Below are 22,487 nucleotides of genomic sequence, written 5' to 3'. Positions count from 1 at the left end.
GGCGCGATGCCCGGTATTTCTGAAACCCCCCGCACATCAAGGCAGGTTTCGGACATGCCGAGCCCGCGCCGTCTTTTGTCCACCAGCAAGGTCTACGAGGGCCGCATCTGGGACGTTGTCAGCGATTCCTTCCAGCTCAGTGACGGCACTGACACCCTGGTTCGCGATTACATCGACCACCCCGGCGCTGTAGCGGTGTTGCCCATGAACGTGGATGGCGAGATCCTGTTGCTGAAGCAGTACCGCCATCCTGTCGGCATGGATCTATGGGAGATTCCCGCGGGGTTGCTCGATGTTGAAGGCGAGGACTTCGTGGTGGGCGCTGCCCGCGAATTGGCCGAGGAGGCTGACCTCAAGGCGGCTACGTGGAACGTCCTGGTGGACTTCTTCAATTCGCCGGGTTCATCGAGTGAGGCCGTCCGAATCTACCTGGCACGGGGCCTCAGCGACGTTCCCGCAGCGGACCGGCATGTCCGCACGGATGAAGAAGCCGAAATTGAACTGCATTGGGTGCCGCTCGAGGACGCAGTCCAGGCGGTGCTGGAGGGCCGCTTGCACAATCCGTCGGCTGTGCTGGGCATCCTTGCCGCTGCAGCTGCAAAGGCTGATGGTTTTACGGGCCTTCGTCCCGCCAACGCGCCGTGGCCGGCACATCCGAGCCAGCGCTGAGTATGGCCGAGGCCCCCACCCGTACCCCCAACGGAATTGATCGCGCAGTCACCGACTACCTGCAACACGTTGGCGTGGAACGCGGCCTGGCACCGAACACCCTTGCGGCGTATCGGAGGGACCTTGCCCGGTACTCCAATTTCCTGCTCGGACAGGGAGTACAGCGGCCAGGCGACATTACCCGTCACCATGTGACGGCCTTCGTCCAGGCGTTGTCTGATGGCAGCGACGGCGCCGCTGTCCTGGGTGTCCGCTCGGCTGCACGGACTGTGGTGGCAGTGCGTGGACTCCACAAGTTTTGGGCGTTGGAAGGAACTACGACGGCGGACCCCGCCAGCGATGTTCACCCGCCCATGCCAGGCAAGCGGCTTCCGAAAGCAATCAGCGTTGGCGAAGTGACGCGCATCCTGGAAGCTGCCGGTTCCGATAGCCCCACCGGACTGCGGGACCGCGCGTTGCTTGAATTCCTCTACTCCACCGGTGCCCGCATCAGTGAGGCCGTTGGGCTGGACGTTGACGACGTCTCGCTCCAGGACACCGGTGGTGACCCTTCAATCGTGAGGTTGTTCGGCAAGGGCTCCAAGGAGCGGCTGGTGCCGTTGGGATCCTACGGTGCCCGCGCCGTCGGAGCCTATGTTGTCCGTGGCCGGCCCTTGCTCGCTTCCAAGGGCAAGGGAACGCCGGCGCTGTTCCTGAACGCCCGGGGTGGCCGGATCAGCAGGCAGAGTGCGTGGACCATCCTCAAGGCTGCCGCCGACAAAGCGAACATCACCAAAGACGTCTCGCCGCACACCCTGCGTCATTCCTTTGCCACGCACCTGTTGGAAGGCGGGGCGGACGTCAGGGTGGTACAGGAACTGCTGGGGCACGCGTCGGTAACCACCACGCAGGTGTACACCTTGGTTACGGCGGATACGTTGCGCGAAGTCTATGCGGCAGCACATCCAAGGGCCTTGGGATAACCCCGGACAGCGTTGCCTGTTCTCCGTGCTAGCCGAGGACGTTCAGCGTCAGTTCCACGGCGTCGACGAAAAGTGCCAGGAGCGAGGTTCCCAAGCCTGCCACCAGCAGGAGGCCCGGATGCGCCAGGCCCACCACAACACGCTTGAGCCGGGGCCTGCCCTTGAGGAATTTCTTGGGAACCCGAGTCTTCAGCGGTACCTGCCGCCACCCCCGCAGCCGGCGCAGGAACCATGCACAGCGCACAATGAAGGCCATCCACAGGATGGACAGAACCAGCGGAACAGCGGCCAGCATCAGGTTGAACCCCAACGCTGTGACTTCCTTTTCTGAATCGCCTATCAGGGTCTGGACCGTGGTGGAGATGGAGGCGCTCATCACCACAGAGGCGGCCCACACCATGAACGCGGCCACCAGCGCCAGGAACCTCACAAAAAAGTGGCCAAGGACTGTTGCGTCCACCGCCCGCAGATGACTTCTAGGCGTGGCATGCAGGACCACGAGCGTTGAGACCAGGGTGGGCAGCGCAGCCATGAGGACCAGCAAGTACCAGGTCCATCCGGCAAGGTCCACCACTTCGTCCAACACGATCAGCCCGGACCAGAGGAGCGTCCAGGCCCATCCGGTGTAGAGCGGGTGGGCTACAAGCCATCGGGGCAGCCAGGCATCCTTTTCCGGCGTCGGTTGGCGGGTGGATTCAACAGCAGCCAGGCCACCTTTGGCGTCGTCGTCGATCTGCGGCCCGGCAACGTCGTCGACGGCGGCTGCAGCAGCCCGCGCGTCACCCCCACCTTCACTCATGGGCTCACTGTAGCAATGGCCGCCGCGGCAGGGGAGATCAGGTTAAGGTAGGCAGCATGACTGCAGCCCATGTGACCTTGTGCTTCCTTCTCCGCGACGGCATCGATGGCGAAGATGTCCTGCTGGGGACCAAGAAGACCGGTTTTGGCCTGGGCAAGGTAGTAGGCGTCGGCGGGCATGTTGAGTTGGGGGAGACTGCTGCGCAAGCTGCCTGCCGTGAGGTCATGGAAGAGATCAACGTCGTAGTAGCGGCCAAGGACCTGATACCGGCCGGCACTGTTGACTTTGTGTTTCCGGCCAGGCCGGAGTGGAACATGGCCACCACAGTATTCCTGACCCGCGTATGGGAAGGGGATCCATCGGAGAGCGATGAGATCGCCCCTGCGTGGTTCCCCGTAGCGCAGCTTCCCGTAGACAGGATGTGGGCCGACGCCGAACACTGGTTGCCTGCCATGATCGCCGGGCAGCGTATTGCCGTGCGCGTGGCGTTGGCGGCGGATAACGAAAATGTTGCTGACGTCCACACCATTGACTGGGTGGATCCCCAGTCCAGAAACGCTTAAAAGCCAGTCCCGACAGGCCTAACAGCCTGTCCCAACAGTCTTAAAAGCCAGCCCGGGCAGGCTTAATAGAGCGACGCCGGACCGGTCACCTTTCGGTGACAGGCCCGGCGTCGTACGTCTTGGTGCGCGACAGCAAGTGTCAGGGGACGTGCCGCTCTTCCGGTCCGTTGTATTCGCTCAGCGGACGGATGAGGGAGTTGGAGGCTACCTGTTCCATGACGTGGGCGGTCCAGCCGGTGATGCGGCTGGCGACGAACAGCGGGGTGAACGTCTGGGTGTCGAAGCCCATCAAGTGGTACGTGGGGCCTGCCGGGTAGTCGAGGTTCGGCTTGATGGCCTTGGCCTCATCCATGGCCTGTTCCAGTCCGTTGTACAGGCCCAGGAGTTCAGGCCGTCCGTAGTGGGCGATCATCTTGTCCAGGGCGGCTTTCATGGTGGGCACGCGGGAGTCGCCGTGCTTGTAGACACGGTGTCCGAAGCCCATGACTTTCTTCTTTTGGGCCAAGGCGTCTTCCATCCATGCCTTGGCGCGGGTGGCCGCTTCTTCGAGGGATTCTTCGCTGCGGATGCCGATTTCGTCAAAGGTGTGCATGACGGCTTCGTTGGCGCCGCCGTGCAGCGGCCCCTTCAAAGCGCCGATGGCTGCGGTCACGGCGGAATGCAGGTCCGAGAGCGTGGAGGTGACCACACGGGCGGTGAAGGTGGAAGCGTTGAAGGAGTGCTCGGCGTACAGGATCATGGAGACGTTGAACGCCTCCACCACTTCAGGGACCTGTTCTTCGCCGAAGGTCATCCAGAGGAAGTTGGCAGAGTAGTCCAGGTCCTCGCGGGCTTCCACGGCGTCCTGGCCGCGGCGGCGGCGCTGGTCGTAGGCCACCACTGCGGGCATGGCAGCCCAGAGGTCGATGGCCTTTTTCATGTTTGCCTCGGGCGAGGAATCCTCGGCCAACTCGTGCCGGGCGCCGAGCACGGAGGCAGCCGTGCGGCAGACGTCCATGGGGTGGGCGGTGGTGGGCAAGGCGTCGATGACGGTCTTGACCACCGGGTCCAGGGCGCGGCCGGCCCGCTCCCGGGCTGTGAATTCAGCCAACTGGGATTCGTTGGGCAGTTCGCCGTTCCATAGCAGGTAGGCCACTTCTTCGAAGCTGCACTTGGCAGCCAGTTCCTGGACCGGGTACCCACGGTAGAGCAGGGAGTTGGTGTCCGGGTTGACCTTCGAGACGGCGGTGTAGTCCACAACGACGCCGGCCAAGCCCTTTTTGATGTCTTCAGCTACCACGCTGAACTCCTTCGTTCATAGAGCAGGCGCGCCGGGAGATCCGGAATGCCTGCGTTCCCCTTGATGAATCCGGAACCTAGCGGACGCCAGGAACCTGGAAGTTAAAAACGCCGGTATCGAATTGGTTGTATGCCTCGTAGTCGACGAGTTCATAGAGGCGTGCACGCGTGAGCATGTTCTCCACTTCCGCCTCTTGGGTCCCCGCAGCCCTGATCGATTCCAGAGTACGCTCTGCAGCGCCCATGGCAATGCGGAGCAGGGTTACCGGGTAGATGACCATGTTCACTCCGACGCCTTGGAGCTGCTCCACGGTGAAGAGTTCGCTTTTGCCGAACTCGGTCATGTTGGCCAAGATGGGCACATCCACGGCGTCGCGGATGGCCTGGAACTCGCTCAGGTCACGCATCGCTTCGGGGAAGATCGCGTCGGCGCCGGCGTCTACGAGTGCTTTGGCTCGGTCCTGCGCAGCCTGGATTCCGTCCACGGCCCGGATGTCGGTGCGGGCCATGATGAGGAAGTTCGGGTCCCGGCGGGCGTCTGCTGCGGCGCGGATGCGCTTGGTGGCGGTGTCGATATCCACCACGTTTTTGCCGTCCAGGTGACCGCAACGCTTGGGGTTGAACTGGTCCTCGATGTGGCAACCTGCCAGGCCGGCGTTTTCGAGTTCCTGGATGGTGCGGGCCACGTTCATGGGTTCACCGAAGCCGGTGTCTGCGTCCACCAGGGACGGCAGGTCGGTCATGCGGGCGATCTGCCCGGCACGGGTCGCTACCTCGGTCAGGGTGGTCAGTCCGATGTCCGGGAGGCCGAGGTCGTTTGCCAGGACGGCGCCGGAGATGTAGACACCGGCGAAGCCCTTCTCCTCGATCAGCCGTGCCGAGAGCGGGTTGAACGCACCGGGGAACTGTTGCACTGTCCCGGAGTCGAGCAACTCGCGGAGCTTGAGGCGCTTCTGCTCCGGAGTGGTTTTGGAGTACAGCATTTAGAACAGTCCCTTCGGAGCTGTGGTGAGGTCGATCACGCCAGGAGCGGCGGTGATGTTCAGCTGGCCCAGTTCGCCGGCTCCGAGTTCGGTGACGCGTTCGACGGCGGCGAGGAACCTTTCGATTTCGGCTTCCTCCACCACGCCGGCGGCTAGGGTGCGGAACTTGTTGATGTACTGCTCGCGGGCGAACGGCCGGGCACCGAGCGGGTGCGCATCGGCAACAGCGATCTGGTCGGTAATGACGGTGCCGTCGGTGAGGGTGATTTCAACGGACCCGCCGAAGGCCTTCTCTGCGATGTCCAGGGAGTGGTACCGGCGTGTCCATTCCGGGTCCTCTACGGTGGTGACCTTGTGCCACAGTTCCACGGTGTCCGGGCGTGCGGCACGTTCGGGGGCGTAGGAGTGAACGTGGTGCCAGGCGCCGTCCTGCAGGGCGACGGTGAAGATGTACGGGATGGAGTGGTCCAGGGTCTCGCGGGATGCGGTGGGGGAGTACTTCTGGGGATCGTTCGCGCCGGAGCCGATCACGTAGTGGGTGTGGTGGCTGGTCTTGATCAGCACCGAGGCCACGTTTGCCGGGTCCGTGGTTTCCGGGTGCTCCTTGTGGAGTTTGCGGGCGAGGTCGATCCAGGCCTGGGCCTGGTACTCGGCGGAGTGTTCCTTGGTGTAGGTGTCCAGGATGGCGCGCTTGGCTTCACCGGGCAGCGGCAGCGGGACTTCATAGGAAGCGTCGGGGCCGTCCAGCATCCAGGCGATCACGCCGTCTTCGCCTTCGTAGATCGGCACGGGGGAGGTTTGTCCGCGCATGGAGCGGTCCACGGCTTCGACGGCCATCTTGCCTGCGAAGGCCGGGGCGTGGGCTTTCCAGGTGGAGATTTCGCCCTTGCGGGACTGCCGGGTGGCGGTGGTGGTGTGCAGGGCCTGGCCCACGGACTGGAAGATCGTCTCCACGTCCAGGCCAAGAAGGGTGCCGATACCTGCGGCGGCAGAAGGGCCGAGGTGCGCGACGTGGTCGATCTTGTGCTTGTGCAGGCAGATGGCCTTGACCAGGTTCACCTGGATTTCGTAGCCGGTGGCGATGGCCCGGACCAGGTCCGCGCCGTTGGAGCCCACGTGCTGGGCGACGGCGAGGATCGGCGGGATGTTGTCCCCGGGGTGGGAGTAGTCCGCGGCGAGGAAGGTGTCGTGGTAGTCCAGTTCGCGCACGGCCACCCCGTTGGCCCAGGCAGCCCACTCAGGGGAGACCTGCTCAGTAATACCGAAAACAGCGGCGCCCTTGCCGTTCGCGGACGGAGCGTGGGTCAGTGCCTGCGCACGGGCTGCGACGATCGGTGCCCGGTTCAACGAGGCGATCGCAACCGAAGCGTTGTCGATGATCCGGTTGATCACCATGTCAGTGACCTCTGGCGAGACCTCAACGGGATCAGCGGCGACCACTGCGATTTTGTGCGCCAGCTGCTCCTCGCGGGGCAGGTTCTCTTCGCTCTTGTAGACGCGGACGTGGTTGCTCTTAACCATGATGCTCCTTCTCGGCAGGATGTTTCAGACAGGTGTGTGTCAGATGTGGTGCTAATGAGGGGTGTGGGTGGCTTTGACGTGGGTGAGGCTGCGGTGGAGGTGCAGCGTGGTGGCGGCCTCCGCCAGCCGTGGATTGCCCGCAGCGATGGCCTCGGCGATCGCGGCATGTTCGCCGGCGGCAGCATGGAGGCGGGCAGTGTCATCAGCTGCGAGGCGGCGGACACGAACCAGATGGACACGAAGACCCCGCATGGCAGTGGCCAGGTAGGAATTGGCAGCCGCGGTGTCAATGGCATCGTCCAGCCGGCTCACCAAGGCGTAGTACTCGTGGCGTGCGGGATCATTGTCGCTCAAGAGTTCCGGGGCCAGCAGCAGCTGGGCATGCAATTCCGCGAAGATGCCCGGTTCGCCTCGTTCGGCAGCAAGGGCGGCTGCACGCACCTCCAGGGTTTCGCGCAGTTCGAACAGTTCGTCGATGCTGTCCAGCGAAATGTCGGTAACGACGACGCCGCGGCCGCCTGCCGCCGTCGTCAACCCTTCTGCGGTGAGCCGGCTTAAGGCCTCCCGAACGGGTGTCCTGGACACTCCCAAGCGTTCGGATTGCTCAACTTCCGCCAGGACCGCTCCGGGACGAAGGCGCCATTCAATAATGTCTTCCCGTAGGGCCGAGTAGGCCCGATCACTGGCGCGCATGCCTTCAGTGTATACACAGAATCATAGTGGGGCGAGAAAATGGCGAAAATTCACCCATAATGTATACATTGCCTAGCTGCGGTTCCACCCGTATTCATTCTCCGGCCTGCCCGGTGTGCCGTACCGGGGCGCCCTCGTGACAGTGCCGGCGTCGGCAAGGTATTCCAGATACCGCCGTGCGGTGACGCGCGACATGCCAAGGGCGTCCATCACTTCACTGGCGGAAACTGCCTCCTGCCTCTCCCGCATCAACTCTTTCACCGCTTCCAGGGTGGACCCCGAAAGCCCCTTGGGCAGCGGTAGTTCCGTCGGGGCCCGGAGGCTGGCAAAAGCTTGATCCACATCGCTCTGGGAGGCTCCCGCCTTGGAGATGCCGGACATGGAGCCCGCCAACTGTTCCCGGAACGCCTGGTAGCTCCTGAGCTTGTCGGCAAAAGTGGCATACGTGAAGGGCTTGATGAGGTACTGGACGACGCCGATGGACACGGCGCTGCGAACAATGTTCAGTTCCCGGACGGCCGTGATGGCGATGATGTCTGCGAAGACTCCTGCCGAACGCATCCGGCGGGCCACATCAAGGCCGTGCAGGTCCGGGAGGTTCATGTCGAGCAAGACCAGGTCCACAGGTGCGCCGGAGGCGGAATATTCGCCCAGGATCCGCAGTGCCGACTGGCCGTCCGGTGCTGTTCCCACCAGCGTGAACCCCTCCAGGCGGCCGACGTAGACGGAATGGGCGTCCGAGGCTATGGGTTCGTCCTCCACCACCAGGACGCGGATCTCTGTCATGCCTTCTCTTCCTCGGGAACCGGCGCCGGCAGCACTACTTGGAATTGTGCTCCGCCTGGATTGCTGATGGTCATCGTACCGTTGAGCCGATCCACCGCCTGGCGCACCAAGGCAAGACCTACTCCGCGGCCGTGGGAACCGCGCGGATTCCCATCCGCAGACTTGGTGCTGAAGCCGTACTGCAGGACGTCATCAATGGACCCTGGATTGATGCCGCTGCCGGAGTCGCGCACAGTGAATCCGACGGCGGCGGGCCCGGCTTCAACGTCCAGCTGCACCTTCCTTGGGAAGTCACCGGCCGCGGCAGCATCTATCGCGTTGTCCAGCAGATTCCCCAGGATGGTCACCAAGTCCTGGATCTCCAAGCCGCGGACACCGGAGTTTCCCGACGTCCGGACCTCCAACTCCACCCCCCGTTCATGGGCCTCTGCAGCCTTGCCCATCACAAGGGCGCTCATGACGGGCTCGTCCACCGATGCCACCATGTCGTCGGTGAGTTGCTGGCTGAGTTCGAGGTCTTTGGTGGCGAATTCCAAGGCTTGTGGCGTTCGGCCCAGCTCCAGGAGGGAAACAATCATGTGCAGCCGGTTTGCATGTTCGTGGGTTTGGGCCCGCAACGCGTCGGAGAGGGTCTTCATGGTCTGCAGTTCAGTACCCAGGGACTCAATCTCGGTCCGGTCGCGGATGGTGGCTACTGTCCCATAAACGGCTGGCTTCTGCCGGCTGCGTTCAGGTACCGGCCCCACGGCGGGGGCCTGGTTGACTACCAGGATCCGTGGTCCCGTGAGGTGGATCTCGTCATGGGCCGGCCGGCCGGATTCGAACAATGCCCGCAGGCTGCCGTCGAGGGGGAGCTCGGACAGTTTCGGGGCAGCGTCCGGTGAGCGGTCGGCGTCGGAAGGCCCAAGCCCCAGCAACTCCGCTGCCTGGTCGTTGTACATTACGGCTTTGCCGTGGGTATCAATCAGGATGACTCCTTCGCGGACCGAATGGAGGACGGACTCGTAGTATGCAAAAAGCTGTGCCAGCTGTTCGGGTCCCCATCCGCGGGTCACGGAACGGAGGTAACGTCCCAGCAGCCACGAAGCGAAGGACCCAAAGGTCAGAACCACCAAGGCAATTCCGCCGATGACTCCCAAGCGCTCCGCGACATCGGTGTCTACGGTGCGGACGGTGACACCGGCCGCCACCAGGGCCTTGATGTTTCCGCTGGAATCTTTGACGGGGGCGATGGTACGCACCGAGGGGCCCAGTGTTCCGGCGGTCACTTCGGTGAAGGTTTCGCCTCGCAGGGCAGGATCAATGGTTCCGATGTACGGTTTGCCCAGCTCCTCGGGCCGGGGATGCGTCCATCGTGTACGGTCCGGCGCCATGATGGTGATGAAATCGGCGTCGGCATCGTCCATGACTTCACGGGCGTAAGGCTGCAGCAGTGCTGAAGGATCCGGGGAGTCTGCCGCCTGCAGGACAAGGGGATTGTTCGCGATGGACGTTGCGAGGGCAAGCATCCGTCCGCCGGCGTTGTCATAGGCCCTGTCCCGGGCCTCCACCACGGAAAAAGCCCCAAACACGGCCGTCAGGACCAGCACGAACAGCAGGTTTGCCACGAACAAGCGACGGGCGATGCTCCAGCTGTGAAACACATGGACCTCCATGACCAATATGACCGCAACGGTGATGTGTGTCACCAACGGCTCAATGATGGATATCACACAAGGGCAGCGGATTGGACATCAGTGCAGGACCGCAGCGCCTTACACAGTATCCAAAGGAGAATCCCATGACCTCTCAACGAGGAGAGTCGGCAGTAGCTGCCAAACCTGGACGCAAGGGGCTCGACAAGTCGCACTACCTGTACATCGCGGTGATCCTGGCCGTTGTACTCGGCGCCGTGGTCGGCCTGGTGTTCCCCGAGGTTGGCAAGTCACTGAAGCCACTCGGCGACGGTTTCATCAAGCTCATCAAAATGATGATCGCGCCGGTCATTTTCTGCACCATCGTCCTGGGCATCGGCTCCATTGCCAAAGCTGCCACCGTTGGCAAGGTAGGCGGCCTCGCACTGGGCTACTTCGTGGCCATGTCAACGTTCGCCCTGGCCATCGGCCTGGTGGTGGGCAACCTCATCCACCCGGGCGAGGGGCTCAAGCTGACCCCCTACGATCCAAACAAGAAAGCTGACACCAACAGCACGGTGGACTTCCTCCTGGGAATCATCCCCGGCGACATCCCAGTCCTTCCCACCCTGCTTGCCGCGATCCTGGTCGGGTTCGCCTTGCAGAAGATGGGCAAGCAGGGAGCCCCCATCCTCACTGCGATCGGCCACGGGCAGCGCCTTGTTTTCCGCATCCTCATCATGATCATGTGGCTGGCTCCAGTCGGCGCTTTCGGCGCCATTGCCGCCGTCGTCGGTGCCACCGGCGCCCAGGCGATCCTGAGCATGTTCACCCTGATGCTGGCCTTCTACATCACCTGTGCGCTGTTCATCGTTGTCATTCTGGGAACCCTGCTCCGGGCAGTGGCCGGCGTCAACATCTTCCGGCTCATGAAGTACCTGGCCCGCGAGTACCTCCTGATCTTCTCCACATCCTCTTCCGAGGCTGCACTGCCCCGCCTGATCGCCAAGATGGAACACCTGGGTGTCTCCAAGCCGGTAGTCGGCGTCACCGTTCCTACGGGTTACTCCTTCAACCTCGATGGCACGGCGATCTACCTGACCATGGCCTCCCTCTTTGTCGCCAACGCCATGGGCACGCCGCTGGACCTCGGCGCGCAGATCTCGCTCCTGGTCTTCATGATCATCGCTTCCAAGGGAGCCGCCGGCGTAACGGGAGCAGGCCTGGCAACCCTGGCTGCCGGACTCCAGGCCCACAAGCCCGAACTCCTTGGCGGCGTAGGCATGATCGTGGGAATCGACCGCTTCATGTCAGAAGCCCGGGCCCTGACCAACTTCACCGGCAACGCAGTGGCGACAGTCCTGATCGGTACCTGGGTGAAGGAAATCGACAACGGCCAGGTAGAGCGGGTCCTCTCCGGCAATGAGCCCTTCGATGAGCAGACCATGATCGCCCACGGCGGCGAAGAAGAGGCCGGTCCCGAAGCTGAAACGCGCGAAAAGGCCACGGTCTGACGCCAACGTGAACAAAGTGGAGCAATAGCACCGAAGGCCGGCACCTCCCCAGGTGCCGGCCTTCGGTTTTCCCCGGCCGGGAGGTGCGGGCAAAGTGAACCTTCGACCTCAGCTAGAGGGTCAAGGCTCACGGAGGGGACAAAGTCAAGTTCCCCAAATAACCGTGTCGGGCGCTGTAGCCTAGGTGGGTAGTAGCGCTGTAGCTGGGGGCCAGCGGCAGGGAAGATCGTCGTCGAAAGAGTGGTTAGATACGTGAGCATCGAACGGGGAACAGCTACGCTGGGAGGCGCCGGGCTCGATCTGGAAGACGCCATCATGGGGCCAACAGGCCGCCCTCACCGCGAATTTCCAGAACCTGCCCCGCTTGCTTCCCATGGCCCGGCGAGAGTCATCGCCATGGTCAACCAGAAGGGTGGCGTGGGTAAAACCACCTCCACCATCAACCTCGCTGCGGCGCTCGCAGAGTTCGGCCGGCGTGTCCTGCTGGTGGATTTCGATCCCCAGGGTGCGCTCTCCGCCGGACTGGGTGCCAACCCGCACGAGCTGGACCTCACCGTGTACAACGTGCTGATGGACCGCAAGGTCAGTATTCGTGACGCCATCCAGCAGACCGGCGTCGAGGGCGTTGACCTCCTGCCGGCCAACATCGATCTCTCCGCCGCAGAAGTCCAGCTGGTCAACGAGGTTGCCCGTGAGCAGGTACTGGACCGCGCGCTCAAGAGCGTGGAGGACGATTACGACGTCGTCCTGATCGACTGCCAGCCGTCCCTGGGGCTGTTGACCGTGAACGCATTGACTGCAGCCCACGGTGTCATCATTCCGTTGATTTGCGAGTTCTTCGCTTTGAGGGCGGTGGCCCTCCTGGTCGAAACCATTGAAAAGGTCCAGGACCGCCTCAACCCGAGGCTGCAGGTGGACGGTGTCCTGGCCACCATGTACGACGCCCGCACCCTCCACAGCCGCGAAGTGATTTCACGCCTCGTCGAAGCCTTCGGCGACAAGGTCTTCGAGACCGTCATCAAGCGCTCCATCAAGTTCGCTGATGCAACCGTGGCCGCCGAGCCCATCACCAGTTATGCGGGCAACCACATCGGTGCCGACGCCTACCGCCGGCTTGCCAAAGAATTGATCTCGCGCGGCGGCGCGCCCTAGCCTGCGGTGGGACCGTCACTCGCACCGCCCACGGCAGCGGACGTTGCACCGGCCGCGGAAGCGCCCGACGCCGGCACCTCCGAGGTTCGCAAACCGGGCTTTGAGGTGCGGCTGGCCAACTTCACGGGCCCCTTTGATCTCCTGCTGGGCCTGATTTCCAAGCACAAGATGGACATCACGGAAGTGGCTTTGGCCACAGTTACCGATGAATTCATCAAGTACATCCGCCGGCTGCAGAAGCTGGGGGAGGACTGGGCTTTGGACGAGGCCAGCGAGTTCCTGGTCATCGCAGCAACACTGCTGGATCTCAAGGCCGCCCGCTTGCTGCCGTCCGGGGAAGTCGAGGACGCCGAGGACATAGCGCTGCTTGAGGCCAGGGACCTTCTTTTCGCCCGCCTTCTGCAGTACAAGGCCTTCAAGCACATTGCCGGGGTCATGGGCGAAACCTTGGAACAGGAAGCCCGTCGATACCCGCGCCAAGTAGCCCTGGAGGGGCACTTCGCCGCGCTGCTGCCGGAGCTCGTGTGGAGACACACCCCCGGGCAGTTCGCCGAACTCGCCGCCAAAGCGCTCAAACCCAAGGATGCGGCACCGGAGGAGGTCGGCCTCGGCCATCTGCACGCTCCGCCGGTGAGTGTCAGGGAGCAGGCCGAGATCATGGGCTACCGGTTGAAGCTTGGTGCGCCCTTGTCCTTTCAGGCGCTGATAGCTGATGCCGAGACCACTCTTGTAGTGGTGGCACGCTTCCTTGCATTGTTGGAAATGTTTCGCGACCGCGTGGTGGCTTTCGAGCAACCCGAACCCCTGGCGGAATTAACCGTTCGCTGGACGGGGGACGACGCCGAATGGGACAGTTCCAGCCTGAGCGAAGAGTATGAGACCGGCGTGGGGCCGGACAACGGGGAGAGCAGCAGTGAGTGAGCAGGAAATGGACCACGATGGCCTGGCGGAGCTGGAACGGCTGCCCGGTGGTGCCCGGGCAGCCCTGGAAGCTGTGTTGATGGTCATTGATGAGCCGGCAACCTCGGAGGAGCTGGCTGCCGGGCTCAACGTGACCGTGTCCGTCGTCGAGGATTTGCTGCATGACCTGCAGCGGGAGTATAGCGGCTATACTGTTAAAGCCCCGGACGTGGATGCTGTCGGCTTTGCCGATGCCAGCACTGCACCCCGGGGTTTTGAATTGCGGAATGTCGCCGGCGGGTGGCGCATCTATTCACGGTCGGATTTCGCCGACATCGTGGGCAGGTTCGTGCTCGAAGGCCAGACCACCAGGCTCACTCAGGCAGCGCTTGAAACCCTGGCGGTCATCGCCTACCGGCAACCGGTCTCCAGGGCCCGGGTATCTGCCATTCGCGGCGTCAACGTCGATTCGGTGGTCCGGACCCTCACCCAACGGGGTTTGATAGAGGACTCCGGAAACGATCCCGAATCCGGGGCTGTCCTGTACCGGACAACCTCGTACTTCCTGGAACGGATGGGCATCGGCTCAGTGGCTGAACTTCCACAGCTTTCGCCGCACCTTCCGGGCCTGGAAGGGATCGACGAACACTACGACGCCAGCCGGATGTAGCCCAGGGGCCAAATCCGGCGCCGCAAGAAGAATTTCATATGGATTCACGGCACCTTCAAGGTGCACAGCGACAAAGGGCAGACGATGTCTGCCCGGCTGGCTAGTGTTGGTTTCAGCACAGAAAGCCGGCCATTACTACACAAGGACGGGTCATGACACAGGCGGGACGCCAGAGTTCACCACGTAACGGTTCGGGGCGCAACAGCTCCGGACGCAATGAGGCCAAGGGCGGCACCGGCCGCTCCAACGCCGGCGGCTTTTCCGGCCGTGGCGGCAGCGCCGGCGCCGGAAAGCGCAACTTCAACCAGGGCGAGGGCCGCCCCTTCAAGGCTTCGAAGCCGCGCGAAGCGGCACCCTTCGATCCCGACAATCCCACAACGGCGGGCGACTACGACCGCGGCCAGGCCGCCAGGCCTGCAAAACCCTTCCGTAAGCCAGGCTCCAACAAGCCCGGCTTCGGCAAAGCGCCCGGGACTCCCGGTGCACTGAAGCCCAAGGCCAAGCCGGCCAGGCAGTACGGCTCCAAGGCGTTCGGCAGCGAACGGTTCGGCCAGAACCTGGGACCGATCCGCAAGCCGGGACGCAACCGCGGTCCGCGCCAGGAAGTGCCGCAGTCGGACCTCCACGATGTCGACGGCGTACGCCTGCAGAAGGTCATGGCCCAAGCCGGCGTGGCCTCGCGGCGCGTGTGCGAGGAAATGATCCTCGAGGGACGCGTCGAGGTTGACGGCGTGGTGACCACCGAGCTCGGCATGCGCGTGGACCCCACCTCGGCCGTGATCCACGTTGATGGCATCAGGATCCAGCTGGACGAAACCCTCGTCTACATGGTCTTCAACAAGCCCAAGGGCGTAGTTTCCACCATGGAAGACCCCGAAGGCCGCCCCTGCATCAGCGACTTCCTGAAGAACAACAAGAACAAGGGCGAACGCCTGTTCCACGTTGGCCGCCTCGATGTCGCCACTGAGGGGCTGCTGCTGCTGACGAACGACGGCGAACTGGCCAACCGCTTGACGCATCCTTCCTATGAGGTGCCCAAGACGTACTTGGTCCAGGTGCGTGGCCCGTTCCCGCAAGGCGTGGGCGCGAAGCTGAAAAACGGCGTCGAGCTCGAAGACGGTGTTGCCGCAGTGGATTCCTTCCGCCTGGTGGACTCCACCCCGGGACACGTCCTGATCGAGGTTGTCCTCCACTCCGGAAAGAACCGCATTGTGCGCCGTATGTTCGACGCCGTCGGTTTCCCGGTGGAACGCCTTGTCCGTGTCAAGGTTGGTCCCATCGGCCTGGGCGACCAGCGCCAGGGCAGCATCCGCAACCTCGGCAGGCAGGAAGTCGGACACCTCCTGGCATCTGTAGGGCTCTAGGGCATGTCGGCATTCGGTACGCACGGCCGGGGTCATCTCGATGGCCCGGTCGTCGTTCTCGGTACTGGTCTCCTGGGCGCCAGCATCGGCCTTGGCCTGCGCGGACGCGGAGTTCCAGTCTTCCTCTCTGATCCTTCGCCCACCAACCAGGCGGTCGCGGTGGACATCGGAGCGGGGCAGCCGCTTGCAGGGTTGGACGAACAGCCCCAGCTGGTGGTTGTCGCGGCTCCGCCGGACGTAACCGCCGACGTCGTGCAGAAAGCGCTGGCGGACTACCCGTCCGCCGTCGTGGTGGATATCGCGAGCGTCAAAGCGACCATTCAGGCGCAGTTGCTGGAGCGTGGCGTGGACATGTCCCGCTATGTGGGGACCCACCCCATGGCCGGCCGCGAGAAGTCAGGACCGGTAGCTGCCCGGGGTGAGCTGTTCACCTCCATGCCGTGGGTTCTGTGCCCATCCGGGGAAACCTCGGACGCCGCACTGCAAACGGCCCGATCGCTGGCCGTGGACCTGGGCGGAATCGTTTCCCAGTTCACCGCGGACGAGCACGACGAAGCCGTGGCCTTGGTATCGCATTTGCCACAGGTCATGTCTTCGCTGTTGGCCAGCCGGCTGCAAGGCACACCGTTGCATGCGTTGTCCCTTGCCGGTAACGGACTCCGGGACACCACCCGCATCGCCGCCAGCGATCCCACCCTTTGGGTGCAGATCCTGGGAGGCAATGCGGAGAAGGTGGTTTCGATCCTGCATGGCGTCCGCGAAGACCTGAACCGGCTGATTGGAACGCTGGAAGAACCTTTGGCGCCCGGTGCCCGGCTGGATCTTGCCCAGCTGATCAGTGAGGGCAATGCAGGCCAGGCGAGGATCCCGGGCAAGCACGGCGGACCTCCGCAGGCGTACTCGTGGCTCACCATCCTGGTGGACGACAAACCGGGTCAGATCGCCCACCTCCTGACGGAGATCGGCGAGATTGGCGTGAACGTCGAAGACCTCCGGCTCGACCATTCGTCGGGACAAAACGTGGGCATGGTGGAGCTCTCCGTGCTTCCCAGCAAGCACGACCTCCTTGTTGAAGCTTTGACTGACCGTGGATGGCGGGTACTCCAGTAATGACGCGAGAATTTTTTGGCCCCGAGACGGTTGCCCGTCCGGGAAAGCCGTTGGTCATTGCCATCGACGGACCTTCCGGTTCGGGCAAGTCCAGTGTCAGCAAGGAAGTTGCCCGGCGCTTGAAGCTGGCGTATCTGGATACGGGCGCGATGTACCGTGCCCTGACGTGGTACTGCCTCAAGACCGGCGTTGACCTCCGGGACGGCGCGGCCGTGGAGCAGGCTTCCAAGGCCATGCCGTTGGAGATCAGCACCACCACGGCTACGGAGTATGTGGCCGTGGATGGTACGGACGTCACGGACGAAATCCGGGACCCGTTGATTTCCTCCTCGGTCAGCGCCGTTGCCACGACTCTCGGTGCCCGCACCGAGCTCATCCGCCGCCAACGCGAACTGATCGACCAGCACCACCACCGCATGGTGGTCGAAGGGCGCGACATCACCACCGTCGTCGTCCCCAATGCCGAGGTGCGCATGCTCCTGACCGCCAGCGAGGAAGCCCGCCTCCGGCGCAGGGGCATCCAGTTGGGTGGTACGCAAAGCAAAGAGCAGTTGGAAGCCCAGGTTATTCAGCGCGACGCCAAGGATTCCACGGTAGTGAACTTCAGCCAGGCCGCTGATGGCGTGGTGACGCTCGATTCCTCGGACCTGAATTTTGAGGAGACAGTGGACACCGCCTTGGCGATCGTCAGCAAGGTCATCTATGGCGACTAAGGAGCACGGGCTTCCAGCCCGGTGGACCAAAGTGTGGAGCCGGCCCATTGGTTGGTTCATCGATCACGTCCTGTATCGGACCGTCGTTTCCGGCAAGGGCAACGTTCCCGCCGGCGGACCGGTGATCTTCGCTGCCAACCACATCAGCTTCCTCGATGGTCCGGTGATGTTCGGAGCATCACCGCGCCCCATGCATATCCTCGTCAAGAAGGAAATGTTCAAGGGCTTCCTCGGCTCCGTCCTGCGGGGATCCGGACAGATTCCGGTGGACCGAACGGGGGATCGCTCCGCCCTGCATCTGGGCAAGCAACTGCTCGACGACGGCCGTTGCGTCGGGATCCTTCCCGAAGGCACGCGGGGGAGCGGCACGGCCGGCAGCATCAGCAACGGTGTTGCGTGGCTCGCCATCAACTCCGGAGCAACAGTCATACCGGTCGCCATCCTCGGAACCCGCCAGGGCGACGAGCACCGCGACCATATACCCAGACCACGCCGGAAGCTCCACGTGAGCTTCGGCGAACCCATCACGGTGAAGCGCCGGAAGGGCGAACCGGGGCGTGTTTCAATGGACAGGGCGGCTGCGGAAATCCGTGAAGCCCTGGCCGATCACGTCCAGGACGCCATCCGGGCCACAGGACAGGGCCTTCCCGAGGATCCTGCGCCCGGAGAATCCACTCCGCAGCACCGCCATACAGCAGTAGCCGGGACGCCGGCAGACCACCACTAAGGAAAGTGCAATGAGCGATACGACTCAAAAATCCGGCCTCCACGGAGCCGGCGACGACGAATACACGCCCACCGGCACCGACCAGGTGGCTGAAAACCTGGCTGCCCTGGACGATGACGAGGCCGAGCTCCGCGCGGCCACCCTCCGGGCCGGCCTGGACGACTACGAACTCGATGAAGAAGACGCCGCGCTTCTCAGCGGTGAATACGGAGACGAAGGCGACGAAGGCCCCCTCAAGCTGGACCCGGTGCTGGCCATCATCGGCCGCCCCAACGTGGGTAAGTCCACGTTGGTCAACCGCATCCTGGGCCGCCGTGAAGCCGTTGTGGAAGACACTCCCGGTGTTACCCGCGACCGTGTCATGTACTCAGCCCGCTGGAACGGCCGCAACTTCACCCTGGTTGATACCGGGGGATGGGAACATGACGCCAAGGGCATCCATGCCCGCGTCGCCGAGCAGGCTGAGATGGCCGTTGAGCTTGCTGACGCCGTTCTCTTCGTGGTGGACTCCGCCGTTGGAGCCACGGCCACGGACGAGGGCGTCATGAAGATGCTCCGCAAGAGCAAGAAGCCGGTCATCATGGTGGCCAACAAGGTGGACGACTTTGCCCAGGAAGCCGACTCCGCAACCCTGTGGGGTTTGGGCTTCGGCGAACCGTACCCGGTTTCGGCACTGCACGGACGTGGCGTTGCCGACCTCCTGGACCACGTTATGGATACCCTTCCCGAGTACTCCCTGGTGGAAGGCGTCGAACGCTCCGGCGGTCCGCGGCGTATCGCTTTGATCGGCCGCCCGAACGTTGGCAAGTCCTCGCTGCTGAACAAGCTTGCCGGCTCTGAGCGCGTTGTAGTGGATCCTCTGGCAGGCACCACGCGTGACCCCGTTGACGAATTCATCGAGCTTGGTGACCGTACCTGGCGTTTCGTGGACACCGCCGGTATCCGCCGTCGCCAGCACATGGCACAGGGTGCGGACTTCTACGCCTCCCTCCGGACGCAGGCCGCGCTCGAAAAGGCGGAGGTCGCCGTCGTGCTTCTTGCTGTTGATGAAGTCCTCAGCGAGCAGGATGTCCGAATCCTGCAGCTGGCCATCGAATCCGGCCGTGCGCTGGTCCTGGCCTTCAACAAGTGGGACCTGCTGGACGACGAACGCCGCCGCTACCTCGAACGTGAAATCGAGCAGGACCTGGCGCACGTTGAATGGGCGCCGCGCGTCAACATCTCAGCCAAGACCGGCTGGCACAAGGACCGTTTGGTTCCTGCGCTGGATATCGCGCTGGAAAGCTGGGACCGCCGCATCCCCACGGGACGCCTCAACGCGTTCCTGGGCGAGCTGGTTGCAGCCCACCCGCACCCGGTCCGTGGTGGCAAGCAGCCGCGCATTCTCTTCGGCACGCAGGCATCCAGCCGTCCGCCGAAGTTTGTGCTCTTCACCACCGGGTTCCTGGATCCCGGATACCGCCGCTTCATCACGCGTCGCCTTCGCGAAACGTTCGGCTTCGAGGGCACGCCCATCGAGGTCAACATGCGCGTTCGCGAAAAGCGTGGCAAGAAGCGCTAAGTGAGACGGGCATCACAGCCCACTTTGGCTGTGATGGCGTCTCCGACCTCCAACTTCGTGTAAGCTTTTGGAGGTGGTTCGGCCGGACTGCTTAGGTGGGACTCTTCGGAGGAAAGCTTAGGCGGAGAACGGTGGAACCAGCGGGCTGTAGCGCAGCTTGGTAGCGCACTTGACTGGGGGTCAAGGGGTCGCAGGTTCAAATCCTGTCAGCCCGACAATGAAGGACCGGAATCACGCGGAAACGCGGGATTCCGGTCCTTTCTTGTATCCCGCCCTGTTGGTTCCACCCGCCGCGTGGCGCCGGGTGGAACGCTTGGTCCGTGTGCCGGTCAGACCCTCTGAAGCGCGCCGAGCGCCCTGACCAGTGGTTCAAGTTCCGGCACGGACTCCGCGGCCTCGAGGGCGGCGCCGAGCGTGTGATCGTGCACCGGCTTGGCGGCCTCAAGAAGCTTCTGTCCGTTCGGTGTCAGTTCGGTGTAGATGCCGCGGCGGTCATCGGCACACAGGATCCGGTTGAGCAGGCCGCGGTCCTCGAGGCGGTTGACCAGGCGGGTGGTCGCACTGCTGGACAGGGCCGTGGCCCGGGCCAGTTGCTGCATCCGCATATGCCAGCCGTCCTGGCGGCTCAGTGCGTCCAGCACCGTGTATTCCACTACTGACAGGTCACTTGAGGCCTGGAGTGCCTTCTCCAATGCGGCTTCGATGCTTCCGTGCAGGGCAGCAAGGGTCCGCCAACCCTGCGCCCGTACTTCAACGGCGTCATCCTTGATGCCCATGTTTGCTGTGCTCCTGCCTTGATGTCGTGTAGATGGAGACATCTCCAAAGGTAGTTGCTTGCGCAAGTATCTAGCGTGTGCAACTATATATGGAGCGTCTGCAACTATTATTCTACGGTTCCCGGCGACGCACTTCCACCTCACCGCGGAACCGCATCATTTGAAGGAGCTCCACATGCCCGCAGGGTTGATTGCCCTTGCCCTCGGCGGATTCGGCATCGGACTGACCGAATTCGTGATCATGGGCCTCTTGCCCGAAGTGGCTGCCGACTTTCAGGTCAGCGAAGCTTCTGCCGGCTGGTTCATCTCCGGCTATGCCCTCAGCGTCACTGTCGGTGCCCTCCTGGTCACCGCCGCCGTCACCAGGCTGCCGAGGAAGCCGGTCCTCATCGGCCTCCTCGTGCTGTTCATTGCCGGCAACTTCCTCTCAGCCATCGCGGACAGCTACTCGGCCATGCTCCTCGGACGCATAGTGGCCGCCCTCTGCCACGGTGCCTTCTTCGGCATAGGTTCGGTGGTTGCTGCCAGCCTGGTTCCGGCCCACAAGAAGGCCGGAGCGATCGCCATCATGTTCACCGGCCTCACCGCAGCAAACGTACTGGGCGTTCCCTTTGGAACGCTCCTGGGCCAGAACTTCGGGTGGCGTTCGACCTTCTGGGCGATCACCGCAATCGGCGTCATAGCTCTGATCGGCATTGCGCTGATGGTTCCCAAGGCCTCCACGGAGCCCACCAAGGGCCTTCGCAGTGAACTCGGTGCCTTCAAGTCCGGCCAGGTATGGCTGTCCATCACCGTGACAGTCCTCGGTTTCGGCGGCATGTTCGGTGCTTTCACGTACATCGCCTTCACACTGACGGAAGTCTCCGGTTTCGACTCCGGTGCTGTGCCCTGGCTCCTGGTGCTCTTTGGCGGCGGCCTTTTCGTGGGCAACTTCCTGGGTGGCAAGGCAGCGGACAAGGCCCTTGACGCCTCGCTCATCGTCATTCTCGCCGGACTGGTGGCGGTGCTGGTCTTCTTTGCGCTCACCGCGTCCAACAGCATTGCCACGCTGGTCTCGCTTGCGCTCATGGGCGGTTTCGGCTTCGCCACGGTACCCGGACTCCAGATGCGTGTGATGCATTTCGCCTCGACGGCACCGACGTTGGCGTCGGGTGCAAACATTGGCGCCTTCAATTTGGGCAATGCCCTTGGAGCGTGGCTCGGCGGCGTCACCATCACAGCAGGCCTCGGCTACACCTCGCCCATCTGGGCAGGTGCCGGTATTACCGCCGCTGCGTTGTTGGTCATGGTCTATGCTGCCGCCGCCGCAAAGCGTCGGGAAGCTGCGGCACCTGCTGGAACGCCCGACGTCGAACGCGAACCGCGCGCGGCCAGCGTCGCCTGATTCCGGCAACAGAAAAAAAGAAGCCCGCCACGGATTCCTCCGTGGCGGGCTTCCTGCGTCCGGTGGGCTTAGGCGTCCGGCCCATGGCCCTGCGTTTCCGATGCTGCTGCCGTCTGCGCGGCCTTGACGCGCTGGTTCTCTGCTTGCTTCAACGCCTTCATCTGCTTGCCCCGACGACGCCACAAAGCCCACAGAACCGTAACAGCGATGAAGACCACTACCGCTGCAACAGCCGAAATGGCTGTCCAGGTTGTAAAGAAGCCCGCGTCAACGCTCAACGTCCGCTGGCCGGCATGAGCTGATTCCGTGGCTCCAAAGGCGATGCCCGCCGTCAGGAGGTTCGGGGTGGCAATGGCGACAGCCACCAGGAGGATGACGATCTTCCACGGCCAGGTGACTGCCTTGCGGGTAGCCTGCCAAGCAACAAGGAGGGGAATAAAGGTGAAGACAAATCCATAGAACATACCCACCAGGACACTGGCCCCAAGGTCCCGCTTGATCTGCCCGGCAATGACATCTGACCACCAACGGGGGAGTATGGCCCCCAGAATAAAGAAGGCAGCCACAGCGACAAGCAATGCCACCAGGATCAGGATTATTTTGGCGCCCCAATTGCGCTTTTTCCGAGCTGGTACTTGTGCTTGTTCAGTCATGGGTCAATCATGGCAGAGACCCCCTTGGGCGCAGGGGAAATGTGCCTATACTTTCAGCGGTGGCCACCTGCATAGGCCGCCGTCGAGGTTCGTCAT

Annotated in this window: 22 protein-coding genes and 1 tRNA gene; 14 read left to right on the top strand and 9 right to left on the bottom strand. The window is 63.2% G+C overall.

What is annotated here, in order from left to right:
• The first annotated feature begins 6 nt into the window (after positions 1-6).
• Both AC6JA3_RS13350 and xerD read left to right on the top strand, forming a co-directional pair.
• Positions 7-669 carry an NUDIX domain-containing protein gene (locus tag AC6JA3_RS13350; RefSeq protein WP_223945107.1) on the top strand — a complete coding sequence of 221 codons (663 nt, stop codon included), beginning with the start codon at positions 7-9 and terminating at the stop codon, positions 667-669.
• Positions 670-671: 2 nt separating this feature from the next.
• Entirely contained in the window at positions 672-1,631 is a 960-nt protein-coding gene (gene xerD, locus AC6JA3_RS13345; protein WP_035761171.1) for a site-specific tyrosine recombinase XerD, read from the top strand.
• Between the two features lie 28 nt (positions 1,632-1,659).
• On the opposite strand, the gene AC6JA3_RS13340 is transcribed toward xerD, so the two are convergent.
• Complete coding sequence (locus AC6JA3_RS13340) at positions 1,660-2,430, bottom strand: hypothetical protein (protein ID WP_026548557.1); 771 nt, start codon at positions 2,428-2,430, stop codon at positions 1,660-1,662.
• 56 nt (positions 2,431-2,486) lie between these two features.
• Here AC6JA3_RS13340 and AC6JA3_RS13335 point away from each other — a divergent pair, with 56 nt between their 5' ends.
• Positions 2,487-2,993, top strand: coding sequence for an 8-oxo-dGTP diphosphatase (locus AC6JA3_RS13335; protein ID WP_497920156.1), 507 nt, complete (start codon positions 2,487-2,489; stop codon positions 2,991-2,993).
• Between the two features lie 139 nt (positions 2,994-3,132).
• On the opposite strand, the gene AC6JA3_RS13330 is transcribed toward AC6JA3_RS13335, so the two are convergent.
• The 6 genes from AC6JA3_RS13330 to AC6JA3_RS13305 form a co-directional block, all read right to left on the bottom strand.
• Positions 3,133-4,272, bottom strand: a complete 1,140-nt coding sequence (locus AC6JA3_RS13330; RefSeq protein WP_026542462.1) for a bifunctional 2-methylcitrate synthase/citrate synthase — start codon at positions 4,270-4,272, stop codon at positions 3,133-3,135.
• A gap of 76 nt (positions 4,273-4,348) precedes the next feature.
• A complete protein-coding gene (gene prpB / locus AC6JA3_RS13325) occupies positions 4,349-5,254 on the bottom strand; it encodes a methylisocitrate lyase (RefSeq protein WP_091554392.1) in 906 nt (301 codons plus the stop codon).
• Positions 5,255-6,775: an MmgE/PrpD family protein gene (locus AC6JA3_RS13320; RefSeq protein WP_223945109.1), complete on the bottom strand. Its 1,521-nt coding sequence runs from the start codon at positions 6,773-6,775 to the stop codon at positions 5,255-5,257.
• A 51-nt stretch (positions 6,776-6,826) separates the two neighbouring features.
• Positions 6,827-7,468: a GntR family transcriptional regulator gene (locus tag AC6JA3_RS13315; protein ID WP_223945110.1), complete on the bottom strand. Its 642-nt coding sequence runs from the start codon at positions 7,466-7,468 to the stop codon at positions 6,827-6,829.
• 72 nt (positions 7,469-7,540) lie between these two features.
• The gene (locus AC6JA3_RS13310; RefSeq protein WP_223945111.1) at positions 7,541-8,254 is read right to left on the bottom strand and encodes a response regulator; all 714 of its coding nucleotides are present in this window, start codon (positions 8,252-8,254) and stop codon (positions 7,541-7,543) included.
• Complete coding sequence (locus AC6JA3_RS13305) at positions 8,251-9,897, bottom strand: sensor histidine kinase (RefSeq protein WP_223945440.1); 1,647 nt, start codon at positions 9,895-9,897, stop codon at positions 8,251-8,253. The genes AC6JA3_RS13310 and AC6JA3_RS13305 overlap by 4 nt, the downstream gene beginning before the upstream one ends.
• Positions 9,898-10,034: 137 nt before the next feature.
• On the opposite strand from AC6JA3_RS13305, the gene AC6JA3_RS13300 reads away from it, so the two are divergent.
• The 10 genes from AC6JA3_RS13300 to AC6JA3_RS13255 all read left to right on the top strand — a co-directional run bounded on the left by AC6JA3_RS13300 (position 10,035) and on the right by AC6JA3_RS13255 (position 19,793).
• Entirely contained in the window at positions 10,035-11,381 is a 1,347-nt protein-coding gene (locus tag AC6JA3_RS13300) for a cation:dicarboxylate symporter family transporter (RefSeq protein ID WP_091554397.1), read from the top strand.
• Positions 11,382-11,633: 252 nt separating this feature from the next.
• On the top strand, positions 11,634-12,533 hold the full coding sequence (locus AC6JA3_RS13295) for a ParA family protein (RefSeq protein ID WP_223945112.1): 900 nt from the start codon (positions 11,634-11,636) through the stop codon (positions 12,531-12,533).
• A gap of 6 nt (positions 12,534-12,539) precedes the next feature.
• The gene (locus AC6JA3_RS13290; RefSeq protein ID WP_026542469.1) at positions 12,540-13,454 is read left to right on the top strand and encodes a segregation and condensation protein A; all 915 of its coding nucleotides are present in this window, start codon (positions 12,540-12,542) and stop codon (positions 13,452-13,454) included.
• Between the two features lie 7 nt (positions 13,455-13,461).
• Positions 13,462-14,103, top strand: a complete 642-nt coding sequence (gene scpB, locus AC6JA3_RS13285; protein ID WP_175493521.1) for an SMC-Scp complex subunit ScpB — start codon at positions 13,462-13,464, stop codon at positions 14,101-14,103.
• A 152-nt stretch (positions 14,104-14,255) separates the two neighbouring features.
• Entirely contained in the window at positions 14,256-15,467 is a 1,212-nt protein-coding gene (locus tag AC6JA3_RS13280; RefSeq protein ID WP_223945113.1) for a pseudouridine synthase, read from the top strand.
• Between the two features lie 3 nt (positions 15,468-15,470).
• Positions 15,471-16,577: a prephenate dehydrogenase gene (locus tag AC6JA3_RS13275; RefSeq protein ID WP_223945114.1), complete on the top strand. Its 1,107-nt coding sequence runs from the start codon at positions 15,471-15,473 to the stop codon at positions 16,575-16,577.
• On the top strand, positions 16,577-17,290 hold the full coding sequence (gene cmk / locus AC6JA3_RS13270) for a (d)CMP kinase (RefSeq protein WP_223945115.1): 714 nt from the start codon (positions 16,577-16,579) through the stop codon (positions 17,288-17,290). The genes AC6JA3_RS13275 and cmk overlap by 1 nt, the downstream gene beginning before the upstream one ends.
• On the top strand, positions 17,280-18,017 hold the full coding sequence (locus AC6JA3_RS13265) for a lysophospholipid acyltransferase family protein (protein WP_051421029.1): 738 nt from the start codon (positions 17,280-17,282) through the stop codon (positions 18,015-18,017). The genes cmk and AC6JA3_RS13265 overlap by 11 nt, the downstream gene beginning before the upstream one ends.
• Positions 18,018-18,027: 10 nt before the next feature.
• Entirely contained in the window at positions 18,028-19,578 is a 1,551-nt protein-coding gene (gene der, locus AC6JA3_RS13260; protein WP_026542475.1) for a ribosome biogenesis GTPase Der, read from the top strand.
• Positions 19,579-19,719: 141 nt separating this feature from the next.
• Positions 19,720-19,793 (top strand) — tRNA-Pro (locus tag AC6JA3_RS13255).
• A 114-nt stretch (positions 19,794-19,907) separates the two neighbouring features.
• On the opposite strand, the gene AC6JA3_RS13250 is transcribed toward AC6JA3_RS13255, so the two are convergent.
• The gene (locus AC6JA3_RS13250; RefSeq protein WP_026542476.1) at positions 19,908-20,354 is read right to left on the bottom strand and encodes a MarR family winged helix-turn-helix transcriptional regulator; all 447 of its coding nucleotides are present in this window, start codon (positions 20,352-20,354) and stop codon (positions 19,908-19,910) included.
• Positions 20,355-20,529: 175 nt separating this feature from the next.
• Here AC6JA3_RS13250 and AC6JA3_RS13245 point away from each other — a divergent pair, with 175 nt between their 5' ends.
• Positions 20,530-21,738, top strand: a complete 1,209-nt coding sequence (locus AC6JA3_RS13245) for an MFS transporter (RefSeq protein ID WP_026542477.1) — start codon at positions 20,530-20,532, stop codon at positions 21,736-21,738.
• Positions 21,739-21,806: 68 nt separating this feature from the next.
• On the opposite strand, the gene AC6JA3_RS13240 is transcribed toward AC6JA3_RS13245, so the two are convergent.
• Positions 21,807-22,391: a hypothetical protein gene (locus AC6JA3_RS13240; protein WP_026548569.1), complete on the bottom strand. Its 585-nt coding sequence runs from the start codon at positions 22,389-22,391 to the stop codon at positions 21,807-21,809.
• Positions 22,392-22,487: the final 96 nt, after the last annotated feature.

It is taken from the genome of Arthrobacter sp. TmtSoilC79 (genome assembly GCF_059739405.1).
The sequence above is the reverse complement of the archived record's forward strand: the minus strand, read 5'-3'. Positions and strand labels throughout refer to the sequence as shown.